Source organism: Stenotrophomonas sepilia, from assembly GCF_003244875.1.
In the GTDB taxonomy this organism is placed as follows: Bacteria; Pseudomonadota; Gammaproteobacteria; order Xanthomonadales; family Xanthomonadaceae; genus Stenotrophomonas; species Stenotrophomonas sepilia.
On record NZ_LXXZ01000119.1, the window covers coordinates 1 to 12,786 of the forward strand.

General features: G+C 64.6%; 14 protein-coding genes and 2 pseudogenes. 8 read left to right on the top strand and 8 right to left on the bottom strand.

Annotated elements, in window-relative coordinates; genetic code table 11:
- Nucleotides 1–66: 66 nt before the first annotated feature.
- Nucleotides 67–222: pseudogene (locus A7X97_RS21575) on the top strand (MerC family mercury resistance protein); the annotation flags it as partial.
- Between the two features lie 77 nt (nt 223–299).
- Here A7X97_RS21575 and A7X97_RS21580 read toward each other — a convergent pair.
- Nucleotides 300–584: a metal-sensing transcriptional repressor gene (locus tag A7X97_RS21580; RefSeq protein WP_088496190.1), complete on the bottom strand. Its 285-nt coding sequence runs from the start codon at nt 582–584 to the stop codon at nt 300–302.
- 50 nt (nt 585–634) lie between these two features.
- Here A7X97_RS21580 and dmeF point away from each other — a divergent pair, with 50 nt between their 5' ends.
- Nucleotides 635–1,597, top strand: a complete 963-nt coding sequence (gene dmeF, locus A7X97_RS21585; RefSeq protein ID WP_088496191.1) for a CDF family Co(II)/Ni(II) efflux transporter DmeF — start codon at nt 635–637, stop codon at nt 1,595–1,597.
- Nucleotides 1,598–1,683: 86 nt separating this feature from the next.
- Here the strand turns inward: dmeF and A7X97_RS21590 are convergent, their stop codons facing one another.
- Nucleotides 1,684–1,968: a hypothetical protein gene (locus A7X97_RS21590; RefSeq protein ID WP_005415073.1), complete on the bottom strand. Its 285-nt coding sequence runs from the start codon at nt 1,966–1,968 to the stop codon at nt 1,684–1,686.
- A gap of 90 nt (nt 1,969–2,058) precedes the next feature.
- On the opposite strand from A7X97_RS21590, the gene A7X97_RS21595 reads away from it, so the two are divergent.
- From A7X97_RS21595 to A7X97_RS21600, 3 genes are all read left to right on the top strand, one after another.
- Nucleotides 2,059–2,475 (top strand): hypothetical protein, encoded by a 417-nt coding sequence (locus A7X97_RS21595; RefSeq protein WP_088496192.1) that lies wholly within the window; start codon nt 2,059–2,061, stop codon nt 2,473–2,475.
- Nucleotides 2,476–2,587: 112 nt separating this feature from the next.
- Complete coding sequence (locus tag A7X97_RS21805; protein ID WP_146260267.1) at nt 2,588–3,250, top strand: hypothetical protein; 663 nt, start codon at nt 2,588–2,590, stop codon at nt 3,248–3,250.
- A 456-nt stretch (nt 3,251–3,706) separates the two neighbouring features.
- Nucleotides 3,707–4,549: a class I SAM-dependent methyltransferase gene (locus A7X97_RS21600; protein WP_005415070.1), complete on the top strand. Its 843-nt coding sequence runs from the start codon at nt 3,707–3,709 to the stop codon at nt 4,547–4,549.
- A gap of 3 nt (nt 4,550–4,552) precedes the next feature.
- On the opposite strand, the gene A7X97_RS21605 is transcribed toward A7X97_RS21600, so the two are convergent.
- Together A7X97_RS21605 and A7X97_RS21610 are read right to left on the bottom strand one after the other, a co-directional pair.
- Nucleotides 4,553–5,521 carry a polysaccharide deacetylase family protein gene (locus A7X97_RS21605; protein ID WP_065186647.1) on the bottom strand — a complete coding sequence of 323 codons (969 nt, stop codon included), beginning with the start codon at nt 5,519–5,521 and terminating at the stop codon, nt 4,553–4,555.
- A 64-nt stretch (nt 5,522–5,585) separates the two neighbouring features.
- A complete protein-coding gene (locus A7X97_RS21610) occupies nt 5,586–6,230 on the bottom strand; it encodes a hypothetical protein (protein WP_088496225.1) in 645 nt (214 codons plus the stop codon).
- Nucleotides 6,231–6,483: 253 nt separating this feature from the next.
- Here A7X97_RS21610 and A7X97_RS21615 point away from each other — a divergent pair, with 253 nt between their 5' ends.
- Complete coding sequence (locus A7X97_RS21615) at nt 6,484–7,746, top strand: hypothetical protein (RefSeq protein WP_088496193.1); 1,263 nt, start codon at nt 6,484–6,486, stop codon at nt 7,744–7,746.
- Between the two features lie 231 nt (nt 7,747–7,977).
- Here the strand turns inward: A7X97_RS21615 and A7X97_RS21620 are convergent.
- Nucleotides 7,978–8,789 (bottom strand): annotated as a pseudogene (locus tag A7X97_RS21620) (alpha/beta fold hydrolase).
- A 227-nt stretch (nt 8,790–9,016) separates the two neighbouring features.
- Here A7X97_RS21620 and A7X97_RS21625 point away from each other — a divergent pair.
- Both A7X97_RS21625 and A7X97_RS21630 read left to right on the top strand, forming a co-directional pair.
- The gene (locus A7X97_RS21625; RefSeq protein WP_088496196.1) at nt 9,017–9,496 is read left to right on the top strand and encodes a nuclear transport factor 2 family protein; all 480 of its coding nucleotides are present in this window, start codon (nt 9,017–9,019) and stop codon (nt 9,494–9,496) included.
- 75 nt (nt 9,497–9,571) lie between these two features.
- On the top strand, nt 9,572–9,988 hold the full coding sequence (locus tag A7X97_RS21630) for an XVIPCD domain-containing protein (protein ID WP_088496226.1): 417 nt from the start codon (nt 9,572–9,574) through the stop codon (nt 9,986–9,988).
- A gap of 63 nt (nt 9,989–10,051) precedes the next feature.
- Here the strand turns inward: A7X97_RS21630 and A7X97_RS22215 are convergent, their stop codons facing one another.
- The 3 genes from A7X97_RS22215 to A7X97_RS21645 all read right to left on the bottom strand — a co-directional run bounded on the left by A7X97_RS22215 (nt 10,052) and on the right by A7X97_RS21645 (nt 12,687).
- Nucleotides 10,052–10,495, bottom strand: a complete 444-nt coding sequence (locus tag A7X97_RS22215; RefSeq protein ID WP_245885096.1) for an XVIPCD domain-containing protein — start codon at nt 10,493–10,495, stop codon at nt 10,052–10,054.
- A 327-nt stretch (nt 10,496–10,822) separates the two neighbouring features.
- Entirely contained in the window at nt 10,823–11,398 is a 576-nt protein-coding gene (locus tag A7X97_RS21640; protein WP_088496197.1) for a hypothetical protein, read from the bottom strand.
- Nucleotides 11,399–11,541: 143 nt separating this feature from the next.
- On the bottom strand, nt 11,542–12,687 hold the full coding sequence (locus A7X97_RS21645; protein ID WP_088496198.1) for a YncE family protein: 1,146 nt from the start codon (nt 12,685–12,687) through the stop codon (nt 11,542–11,544).
- Nucleotides 12,688–12,786: the final 99 nt, after the last annotated feature.

The window sequence follows — 12,786 nt, forward strand, 5'->3', positions numbered from 1 at the left end:
TCGCTCCGCCCTCCGAGACTCTACGCCTCTGATTCGTCGGCAGCTTCAGATGTGTAAAAGAGAAAGGTGCTGGCCTGGGCCACCGCCGGCTCCGGGCTTGGCCTGCTGCTGGCCGGCGCGCTGGCGTTGCCCTCGCACGACTGGGAAACACCGATGACCGTCACCGGCAGCCTGCTGCTGGCCGCCACGCATATCTGGAACGCGCGGCACCGGCACGGGTAGTGCCGGCCGCTGGCCGGCATCCCCAGGAACACCGCGCGCAGCCCGCAGGTGCCGGCCAGCGGCCGGCACTACCCTTGCTATTTGCCGTAGCGGCGCAGCAGTTCGACCAGCACCTCGGCCTCGGCCGCCCGCTGCTGCGGGTCTTCGGCGCCGACCACATGTTCCTGCAGATGCTCGTGCAGCAGCTCCATCAGCAGGCTGTGGGCGGCACCGCGCACGGCGGCAACCTGAACCAGCACGTCCGCACAGTCGCCGGCCTCACCCTCCGGCCTGTCCAGCGCCTGCTCCAACGCCGCCACCTGGCCGCCGATGCGGCGTACCCGGGTCAGCAGCTGCTTTCGATTCGTGTGTACATGGGCCATGGGCGCATCGTATACCCTATGAGGGTATCCTTCCACCCTCTGGTCTTTCCATGCACCTGGATGCCCTCGCCGCCGCCCGTCGCCACGAACACCGCTTCGACGACGGCAACCCGCTGGCCGAACGCAATACCCGCCGCGCCCTGTGGCTCACCGTCGGCATGATGCTGGTGGAAATTGTCGGCGGCTGGTGGTTCAACTCCATGGCCGTGCTCGCCGACGGCTGGCACATGAGTTCGCACGCACTCGCGCTGGGCCTGGCAGTGTTCGCCTACCGCTGCGCACGCCGCTACGCGCACGACCCGCGCTTCGCCTTCGGCACCTGGAAGATCGAGATCCTGGCCGGCTATACCAGCGCCATCGCCCTGCTTGGCGTCGCCGCGCTGATGGCGGTGCAATCGCTGGAGCGGCTGTGGGTACCGGCACCGATCCACTACAACGAAGCCATCGCCATCGCTGCGGTCGGGCTGGGCGTAAACCTGCTGTGCGCCTGGTGGCTGCACGACAGCCCGGGCCACGCGCATCACCACCACGGGCATGACCATGGCCATCACCACGGCCACAACCACGATCACACCCATGCGCACGGTCACGACCTCAACCTGCGCTCGGCCTATGTGCACGTGCTGGCCGACGCCGCCACCTCGGTGCTGGCCATCATCGCCCTGCTCGGCGGCAAGCTGCTGGGCCTGACCTGGCTGGACCCGGTGATGGGCCTGGTCGGCGCCGTGATGGTCACGGTGTGGGCGATCGGCCTGCTGCGCGACAGCGGCCGCATCCTGCTCGACGCGCAGATGGACGCGCCGGTGGTGGCCGAAGTACGCGAAGTGATCGAACAGGGCCCGTGGCCGGCGCGCCTGGCCGACCTGCACGTCTGGCAGGTGGGTCGCGGCAAGTACGCGGTCAGCGCCAGCGTGGTCACCAGTGACGCCACGCTGGATGCCGATACCGTGCGCAACGCGCTGGCCATCCATGAAGAGCTGGTGCACGTAACGGTGGAGATCCACCGCAGCTGATCCTGCGCGACTGCGGTCGAATCTGTAGAGCCGAGCCATGCTCGGCTGTCGCAGGCCATCAGCCGAGCACGGGCTCGGCTCTACAGTCAGAGCTTCAGCATCATCCGCAGCAGGTACATCAGCAGCGGCAGCGCACTCAGCACTGCACCGCCGATGCCGATCCACGGCCAGCGCTCACCGCGCACGCGCGAGGCTACGGCCAGGCCGCCGCCCACCAGCGCCGCACCCAGCACGCCCACGCCCAGCCCTGCGGCCATGCCATTGCCGCCCGCAGCGACCGCTGCCTGTGCCGCCACGGTGCCTGCCCCCCACCCCACTGCAATACCCAGCCAACTGGCCACGCCGCACCACGGTGCCTTGCCCTGCGCCATCCGAAAACCCCTGTGTCCTTGCCGAATTTCTGTACGGGCCACGCCCGCATGCCGCCTACACTAGCCGCACCTGCCCTGTAGGGACATCCCATGCGCACGCTCCGCCTGCTGCTGCCCGGTGCCCTCCTCCTGCTCACCGCCTGCAGTAGTGACGCCGGGCTTCCGTTTTCCGCCGACCCGCTGCAGGGCTGCTTCGCCACCGGCGCGCGCAAGCCGGCCGACTTCCGCATCGACAAGGAAGGCGGCCAGTACTTCGTCTCCTTCAGCCGTGGCGACCAGTGGCAGCGCGAACCCAATGCCCTGCACAAGGCCACTTCCAGCGAGATCAGCCGCTACTTCCGCGACGACGCCGAGCAGATCGACAGTGCGTTGATCCGCATGGCCGGCGGTTTCGGCATCTTCCACTTCAACAAGGGCGCGACGCTGAAGGGCAAGGCCAGCGACAGCGACTACATGGCGTTGATGCTGATCGGGGCCGGGCCGGTGTATGCGGTGAAGTGCGATTAGCGACACAGACTTTTGAGAAATGTTTGAAATCCAAAGAACTGCGTAATGCAACCAAAAGCACCATTGGGCAAGTAGCGAAGATGAAGCCTCACCCAGATTTTGAGAGGCCCAAGTGAAATTGCAGCTAGCCATCATCATGTTCATCGCCTCTGCATCCGTGCAGGCAGGAGACGGGAATCCAGCTGTCGGACAAACCGCAGACGAAGCAAAGATCCCGGAAAAAATCGTTCGCAGCGCAGAATGGCCCGACTTCATTGGGGGGACGATCAGTGTGGAGCAGTCCCTCACCCGCAACTCGAAGGGACAATATGTATATCGCTACGACGATCAAACGGAAGCGACGAAGCAGTATCACGAGGCTTCCTGCGCAGATCTTGGAATGAACCCTGCCAAGGGCGAGTCCATCACAGTGGGGCCAGGAAGCGCTGCATGGCATTGCTCAAGCATCGATTCGAACAGTGCTAGCGACGCAAAGAGTACTGACTATGTAATCGCCTATGCACCAAATGGACAGGTATCAGCTGGCCAGAACTTCGTTTCCTACGGAACCGTAAGATTCAACAGCTCAGTCAGTGGGAACATCCAGGGTAGCGCGCAAATAGACAACGGAAGGTGCCGGACCTTCTATAGCGAGTATTACCCGCCAAACACGGTGGGAAATCACACTGCACGAGTCCTCTGCTTTGCTCATTCCCCGCAGACGATGAATACGCTGATGGAAGGTTGTGTACCGCGCGCCTGCGCCAGTGATCGTGGTTCCATCAGAGCCAACTGATACCAAAACCTTTTGACCTAGCAGTGAGGGTGACCAAGCCACCCTCACTGCTTAGGTACATGACCCGATTCCCAATGATCGCTACGATCGCTCAATCCCTGATTTGCGTATCAGGCTCGTGCATCCCAGGCCAACTGAGCGCGGACTACAGCCTCCAAGGGACACCAGTGGTCATCCGCAGCACATTGGCCCCTGACAGTTCTGGGAACATGATATGCATCCAGCAACTTTTGATCAGAAATGAAGAGGGAGTACTGACCTATCATTACGATCTTCAACCGTCAGCGTCACGCGACTTCCACAGAGAATTCTGTGCCGCTATGGGCATGACGCCCTCAGTGGGAACTGCATCTCTACCAACGCCCTCCACCGGTTGGGTCTGCACTACGGAATCTCAGTATCCTGGCAAAGGTCCTGCGGTACCATGCCCTCCCCCGAACCGCCCCGGTACCCGCCGTGCCCCATTACACCGGCCCCCTGCTGACCCGCGACAGCGCCGATACCCTGCGCCGTGCCCATGACAAGGGCGCCGCCGACTGGCAGGGATCGCTTGACCTCGGCCGCAGCCAGGACAGCGTGGCGCTGGATGCGGACGGCTTCCACTTCCGGGGCCAGCCCTACCCTTGGCCGGGCAAGCTGAAGGACCGCACGCTGTACTACTGGGATGGCGAGGAATTCGCGCCGATCTCGCGCTACAGCGGCTCGCTGATCAAGCTGGTGCCCACCGAATGGGGCGCACCGACCTTCGAGATCGACGGCATCAAGATGCTGCCGACCTCGAAGCTGTCGCCGTTCGAGGATGCACGCCGCAAGGTGGAGCTGGTCGCCCCGGCCGGCAAGGTCATCCTCGATACCTGCGGTGGCCTGGGCTACTTCGCCGCCTGCGCGCTGGAGGCCGGTGTCGGCCAGATCCGTTCATTCGAAAAGAACGCCGATGTGATGTGGCTGCGCACGCTCAACCCGTGGTCGCCGGATCCAGACTCGGCTGCCGCCGGTGGTCGCCTGCAGTTCAGCCACGGTGACGTTTCGCAGCAGATCGAACGGGTGGCCAGCAACAGTGTCGACGCAATCCTGCACGACCCGCCGCGCTTCGGCATCGCCGGCGAGCTGTACTCGCAGGTGTTCTACGACCACCTCGCCCGCGTCATCCGCAAGGGCGGTCGCCTGTTCCATTACACGGGCGCGCCGAACAAGCTGACCAGCGGCCGCGACGTGCCGCGTGAAGTGGCCAAACGCCTGGAAAAGGCCGGTTTCAAGGCCGAACTGGCGTTGGACGGCGTGCTGGCCGTCAAGCGCTGAGCCTCACTCCGAGTCGACCTTGGCCAGCTTCATCACCCATGCCGGCACCTCGGGTTCGCTGGCGTAGAAGTCCTTCGGCTTGTTCTCCGCCATCGCCCAGCGATGCAGCCAGCTCGGGCCATAGCGGCCGTTGTAGCCTTCCGCACCCCGCGCATACGCCGGGTCACGCATCGCTTCGTCCAGTGAAATGAAGCGATAGCCGCGGCGCTTCGTGGCCGCCACCAGTTCGGCAAGGGTGGCCGCATTGAGCTCGTTGGCGTGCATCAGCCACACCTGCGGCAGCGCGTACCCCAGCAGCGCCTGCGACTGCTTCTCGTAGTAATCCAGCTTGTTCAGCATGTACGGCACGTAGCCCTTGCGCAGCTGCGCCAGCGTCGCGTCGCTCGCCGGCGAATCCGCCTGCTCGTTCATCACGTTGGCATAGGCGAACGCCCACACCCATTCCCCGTTGTCCACCGTCACCGGTGCCACGCGATAGCCATGCTGCTTGAAGAACGCCTCCATCTGCACGCGCTCATCCGCGGTGCGCCCGGCCCGCAGGTAGGGGTGGCGCATCCACTGTGGCGCCTGCCCCTTCTCGGCCAGCAGCGGCCGCAGCACCGTTTCGCCGCGCAGGAAATCCTTCTGGAACGCCGCCACGCCTTTCGCATTCAGATCCATGTGCGAGTACGTGTGGTTGCCCAGCACATAGCCAGCATCGCGCCAGTCGCGCAGCATCTGCACCCGCGCCGGCTGCACCTGTCCATTCACCTCAAGCTTGTTCTCATTGACGAAGCCCACCACCGGCACGCCGGCCTCGCGCAGCTGGGCCATCAACGCTTCGTGCCGCGCCTGCAGATCCGGCGGCACGATCTGGTCCAGCCGTGCCCATGGCAGATCGTCGATGGTCACCGCGATACGACGGTCCACCTCGGCGGCGTGTACCGCCAGCGAACACAGCAACAACGGCAACGCACGCAGCAACAAGCGCATCGGGTCTTCCCTGGAGTGGCGAGGCGTCGACTGTAGCGCGATTACCGCGCGCCGCCGAGCGTGCTCAGCCCGCCCGGGCCCACGCGATCGCGCGCCACAGGGCAACGCCGCCGGCCATCGCGGCCAACAACAGCACCGTCAACACCAGCGCCAGATCATCCGGATTGCGCAGCAGTGGCGCGTTCACCCGCGTCAGGATGTGGAACACCACGCGCTGCGCCTGCTCCAGCGGTACATCACCCTCCGGCACCAGCTCCACCAGGCACGCCGTGGGTGACAGCCGCGCCACATTGCTCCACGCATTCTCGTACAGGTGCAGGACCCATCCGGCCAAAGCCAGTGCACCACCGTGCAGCACCATAAGCGCCACGTTCGCCGTGCGCAGCCGATCGCGCAGCCACAGCGCACGGCTTGCGCACACCGCCATGGCCCCCAGCAACGCCAGCACCACGCCTACCCATGGAATCCAGCCCAGGGGTTGCCAGTCATCCAGTGCGCCCACACGCGCCATCACCTGTTCGGCAACCTTCAATCGCGCCTGCGCGTCCGGGCCGCCACAGGCCACCGTCACCGGCTCCAGCAACAGCTCCACACGGTAATGGAAGAAGCCGGCAGCCAGCACCACAGACAGCAGCGCCACCCACTGCAGCATCAACAGGATCGGCCCCTGCCCACAGATGCGGCGGATTCGGGAGGTGGCGGCGCTCATCGGTTCATCCATGACAGCAAAGAGCCATCCTAACCAAGCGCTTCGCACGTGTCGGCTGGCGGATGCGACAACGATGCCCATCGCAGCGTAGCAGCGCCGACCGTAAGCGATGCTACGGAGGGCGCGGAACGCTTCTTCACGGACGATGCCATGACCCTTCCGCTAAAGATGCCCTGCTTTGGGCCGATGTTTCGGTGGAGCTGCAAGCGCGGCAGCAGTTACCCACGGCATCAATACCGAAAAGGACTTCCCGATGAGCACGTCGGAATCACCCGCAAAGACCATTGGATTCATACTCAAGCTCATCAGGAAGCACGGCTGGATCGTAGGCATAGGCAGCCTTTTGCTTCTCATCCTTCAGTTCGTGAGAATGAACTACGTGCCGCAACTAGCGATTACCGACCTCGGTGTCGTCGGTGCCTCCATGCTGGCCGTCAGCGTGATCGGTGCGGTTTATTTCTTGGTCCCGCTATTCATCCCGGGCTATGCATTCCATCTGCTGAGCGAGGCCAGGGTCATCCGCAGACCTCAGCGTCCCGAGCTCCGGCGTCAGTACGCAACACGCCGGATAGCCGTAATGAGCGAGTGCGGTTGCTGCGGCTCGTCACTACCAGTGCAGTCGTTGACCAAACGCAGGAGGTACGTCTGGTCGCTCTCGCTGCTGGCCATCTGTGCAGGCTTCCTGCTCGCCTTCCTGACCCACGCAGTGCTTCTGTTCGGCCTGTCGGACCATCTGGTATTCGAACTTGTCTACGTCGTGGTCGCGCTGGTGCTGGCGGCGGTTCTGCTGGCAAGTGCCCAGACCCTGAAGGGGCGACGCTTCCTCAGCCACTGCGGACTCTCATGGACAATGATTCTCACCATTGCCGCGTGGTGCATCTACGCGGTCGTGATTCCGACCGCAACGTTGCTCTACGAATTTCTGGCTCCGCCGGAGGCGCAGATCAAGCCACTGGGCATTTCAGCACTGCTTCTGCTGGTGCCCATCATCAACTGGGTGATCTATCAGTCAGGCCGAAAGAAGACGTGGAACCGGGTCGGAGGCCTCACCGTAGTCGCGATCAGCCTGCTCTTGGGGCTGGGTGCCTTCAACCATATCGCCGATCTCAGCTTTGCCGCACTCAAGCTGGGCCGCATGGAAGGCCAAACCGTCATCCTCTCCGCCAGAGGATGCGGCGTCCTCCGGGAGGCCGGCATCATCGACCAATGCTGGGTCACGACGTACGACAACGGCCTTTACAGCGCAGGGCCGGTAAGTGTGATCTCAAGGATTGGCGCGGAGGTCCTGATTGGCTGTCGGATCGCCGATACGCCGACGGAGATGCGCAGCGTCCCCATCCGCCGGGAGGACTTTGCTGGCTTCCGGCCTGCGGCATGGAGTGGCAGCTCCCAGCGGCGATCGGCACTTCCCCGAGTTGCAACTCGTGCTTGCTCGGCAGCAGTCGCTACGCCGGAAGAGGCTAGCGACTTAAGTCAGCGCCCACTGACGGCAGATAAAGCACAGACTCACAGTTAATATAGAACTGAAACAAGCCTGTCGCCGGGCCATGCTCGGCGACAACGCTCACGACCCACGCGGCAGCTTCGCCGCCCACATGTTGTCCACCAGGTTCGGATACCGCCGCCCGTTCTCCTCCGCCCGTTGCCGTGCCGCCGCCTTCTGCGCATCCGACAGCGGTTGCGACGTCTGCCCTTTGGGCCTGGGCTTCTTCCACGGGGGTGTCTTTGGCTCGCGCATCGCCGCAGCTTACCGCTTCAGGAAGTTCAGCAGCGCCAGATTGAAGCGGTCGGCATGGCTGGTATTGCAGCCGTGCGGCGCCCCCTCCAGGATCACCACTTCGCTGCCCTTGATGGCCTTGTGGGTACGCTGGCCGGAGCCCTCGAACGGCACGATGGCGTCACTGTCGCCGTGCAGGATCAAGGTCGGCACCGTGATCTTCTTCAGGTCATCCCGGAAATCGGTTGTAGCAAACGCCTTCATGCAGCCCAGCGCCGCCGCCTGGTCGGATTGATGGCACAGCGCGATCGCCGCCTGGCGCGTCTCCTCGGTGACCATCAACTGGCCGTTGGCGCTGAAGAAGTCGCGGGTGAAGCCGTCGAAGAACGCTTCGCGGTCCTTCTCCAACCCGCTGCGCATTTCATCGGCCTTGGCCTGCGTCAGTGGACCTTCCGGATTGTCGTCGCTGCGCAGCAGGAACGGTGGCACAGCGGCCGCGAATACCACACTGTGCACGCGATCCTGGCCATGGTTGGACACGTAGCGCGCCACCTCGCCGCCGCCCATCGAGAAACCGACCAGAGTGACGTCGCGCAGGTCATGCTCCTCGATCAGCCCCGCCAGGTCCGCCGCCAGCGTGTCGTAGTCATAAGCTTCGGCCGGCTTGTCAGAGCGGCCAAAGCCACGCCGGTCGTAGCTGATCACCCGATACTGGGCGTCGCGCAGGATCGCCACCTGTGTCTTCCAGGCATCGGCGGACAGCGGCCAGCCGTGGATCAGGATGACCGGGCGGCCATCGCCACCGTGTCTTCAACGTGCAGGCGGATGCGGGAAGCAGGCATGGGCGCTCCTGTGGAAGGGAAGGAGTGCAGGCTAGTGGCCGTCACCTGTGGCGGCTGTGAGGGAATCCCGGTCGCTCATGACATCCCCTGCACAGGCAACGGCCTCAAAGCTGGAACCGGGCCGCCAATATGGGCATTCATTCCGTGGCAGGGCCGTTTCGTCGGAAGCCGGCTGCAGTGGCCCAAACGCCATGCGAGCCTGCGTGAACCCTCCCTGGAGCCTCACCATGCTGCTGCTCACCCTGCCCTTGCTGGCCACCGGCCTCGTTGCCACGCCAGCGCCCGCCGACACCCTGCGCGTGCAGATCCGCCACGCCGATACCCAGCTCTTCGCTGCGGCCTTCGAGGCCTGCGATGCCGACAAGGCCGCCGCGATGACGACCGACGACATGGAGTTCTTCCATGACAAGGATGGCAAGTCGGCCAGCAGCCGCGAGGACTTCCGCCACAGCGTGGCCAACCTGTGCAGCAGCGCGCGCGAGGGTGGCTGGCAGCTGCGCCGCGAGCTGGTGGAATCTTCGCTGCAGGTGTTTCCGCTGCACGATGAGCGGGCGCTCGAAATCGGCGACCACCGCTTTTACGAGCGCGGCAAGGACGGCGTGGAACGCTGGACCGGCCAGGCCCGCTTCATCCAGGTCTGGCGCCGCGTGGACGGGAACTGGCTGGCCGAACGGGTGATCAGCTATGACCATCGGCCGGCGAACTGACCTTTCCGGCGCCCTTCACCGGCCGGATCTATACTGGCGGGGTTCACCCCGACCCACCGCTACCGTTTGATCGCCATGGCAGAGATCACCCCCAACCACCCCGACTACGGCCTCAACCAGCAGATCCGTCAGGGCGTGGCCGCACTAGACGCCCAGCATGGCCGTGCGTTCGACCAGACCAGCGAACGCCTGACCGCCAGCCTGACCGTGCTCGCCCGCGAGCAGGGCCTGCAACAGGTCGACCACGTGCTGGTCAGCAACGCCACGGCCCAGCACCCGGCCGGACACAACATCTTCGTGGTGCAGGGCGACCCGGCCAATCCAGCGCACCTGCGCGCGATGATGCCGACCGCGGTGGCGGCGCAGACGCCGGTGGAGCAGTCGATGCAGAAGTTGGGGTTGGGTGTGCAGCAGCAGGCCGTTGGGGTGGTGCCCGAACAGCAGGCCCGTGAGCAGGAGCAGCAGCAGAACCCGGCACACCGTCTGGGCTGAGCCGCCGCCACTGTTGTTGGCGACCCAGCGCGCGGACGCCGGCTCGCCGTGGTACTTGCCACCTTAGACCATGCGCGGCCCGGACTGCTCCTGCACCTGGCGCTGCTGCAACGCGTCCTGCGTGCGCGCCTGCGCAGACTGGGACAACTGCTCGGCGCGCTCGAACGAAGTTTCTGCCGGTGTCTGCGCAGCCACCGCCGTAGGCATGCCGGCGCGCAGCTGTGCCGGATCATTGCGCTCGCCCTGCACGATGAAGATGTTCTGCGCCACATCCGCCTGCGCAGTACGATCGCTCAACAGCACGTGGTCGACCCGGGTCAGTCCGTTTGCCTTGGCCAGGGCGTACAGGCTGGCGCTGATGTTCTCGCTGGTGGCATCGAAGCTGCGGCCCCGCTCTGCATCAAGCCGGGCCACGCCCTGGTGGATCTGCGAGAGCAGCGGATCGTTACCGTGCCGGGCCAGAAGATCACCGCTTCGTTCGCCCATGCCCTCAGCGTCACTCAGCATGTGTTGCTTGAAACTGCGCTCCGGCATGGGATTGGTTTTCCTCTGATTGAGCTCGCTGTCCGGAAACGGCGGATCAATGCTGTCCACGCCATGGATGTTGCGCAGCGGTCGGAATCCATCCTTGCCTGCCCCCTTGATTTCCAGGGGAATGCGGACATCCGGAAGAAGCTGCCCAGCAGGACCTCCCAGCGCGTTCACGTCGATACTTCTTTTCCGCTCGATGCCTGCGTGGTTCAAGGCTTCCCAGGTGAAGTCCACGCAGTTGTTGCGAACATCCTGATAGTGCTTGCTGAAGACGAATTTCTCCGGGTCCGGTGGTGAGGTTGATTACTTCCCTGGTAGTCGGGCGGCGTGTACCCGCAACTGAGCCGAGTAATGCTGCAATTCCGGCGTCGCCTGTACCGTGCGAACCTGTACGCGATAGCGGGTATCAGGCTCCACTGGCAGAGCAACCAGGCTCAGCGTGTACTGGCCGTCACTGCCCATGTGCGGCGACGTATACCGCCATTCGCTGGACGCATGCCATTCCGGAAGCGGCTCTCCCGCGTTGAGTGCCCCCGCCTGGTAGCTGTCGTAGGTGGGAACATCTTTCCAGGCATCAGCGCCCCATTGCTGCAGGGTTACCTCGAACGGGATCCTCATTGTGCCCACGTCAGGCTCGTCGGGCTTGCGCGCCTCTTGGCGCTGCAATTCCAGCTCCACGGCGTAGGTGCGATGTGGGATGTAATTTCGCGCGTTCATCTCGAACTCGAAACTCACCCCTTGACCTGGCTGATCCACGGCGATCGGCTGGGCCAGGTCCAGTGGCTCGGGTGGGACAGGATCACGGGCGGAGCAGGCGCCCAGCCCAGCGCTCAACATGATCAACAGGCCGGCGCGCAACCAGCGGTGATTACCCAGCATGATTCAGATCCTTTGGCTCCCTGCCCTAGTGTTCAACCCTAGCGGGTTGGCGCTCGGCACTGCAACCCGGCAAAGAAAAAGGCAGGGTCGGCACCCTGCCTTCTTCATGCGGCACGCTGCCGGGCGAGCCCGGCGTCAGCGCCTTACAGCTGGATGCGCGCCACGCTCTCGTCAGCGCCCTTGTCATCCTTCTCGCCGTTCTTGATGCTCACGAACAGCACGTTGTTCTTCGCATCCAGCGCCAGGCTGTTCGGGTGGGTCGGCACCGTGTAGGTGGCCACCTTCTGGTAGCTGTCACTGTTGTACGCCGTCACCGTGCCCGCTTCGCGGTTGGTCACGTACAGGCGCTTGCGCGGTGCATCCAGCAGGATGCCCAGCGGGCCGGCGTCGGTCGGGATGCTGGTCAGCTCCTTGCCGGTGCTGCGGTCGAGCACCAGTACGCGCTGGCCCGGATGCTTGCTGACCAGGCCGCTGCTCTTGGCCTGGTAGCCACGCAGGAATTCCGAGCCCTGGTCGGTCACGAACAGGCGCTTGCCCGCCGGGTCCAGCGCGATGTTCATCGGCTGCTCGGCGGCGATCCTGTGCTGCGCCACCACCTTGTTCGAATCGGTGCCCACCACCACCAGGTCGGCCAGCAGGTTGCTGGTGTAGACGCGCTTGTTGGCCGCATCCAGCGCCAGGCCCGGTGCCTTGGCATTGCCCAGGCCATCAATGGTGTTGATCACCTTCAGCGTGGTGGTATCGATCACGAACAGCACGCTGCTCACGTCCGGCTGGCTGCTGTGGCCGGTCACGTACAGGCGGTTGGCCGCGCTGTCGACCACCAGCTCGCGCAGGTCGTGGGTGTAGGCGGCCTTGCCGTCCTTGCCGGCTTTCTTCTCCATCAGCTGGATGGTGCCCACGGCCTTGTTCTGCGCGGTGTCGACCACGGTCACCGACAGGTCCACGGTGTTGCCCACGTACAGGCGGTCGTGGGCGTCATCCAGCACCACGCCGAACGCCTTGCGCTCCAGCGGGATGCGGGTTTCCACGGCCAGCGTGGCCGGGTTCAGGCGCAGCACCTGGGCCGGGCCGGCGTCATCGCCGAAACCGCCAGAGGAGGCCACGAACACGGCGTTCTGCTTCGGGCTGTAGGCCAGCTCGTACAGGCCCTTGGCCACGGCCTGGCGCTGCACGGCGGTGGTGGCACTGGTGGCGGGCGCGTTGTCGGCGAACGCGGAGGGCACGCCGAGGCTGAGCGAAACGGCAACGGCCAGGGCGGCCGAGCGGAAGAGAGGAGTACGGAACATGCGAGCGTCCTTGAATGGGCACGGGAAGGTGTCCTGGCTCGCTGGGCCGTACTTCGACGGCCCGCCCCGCATCTGTCTGCGCGGGGTGGGCTGTCGAAG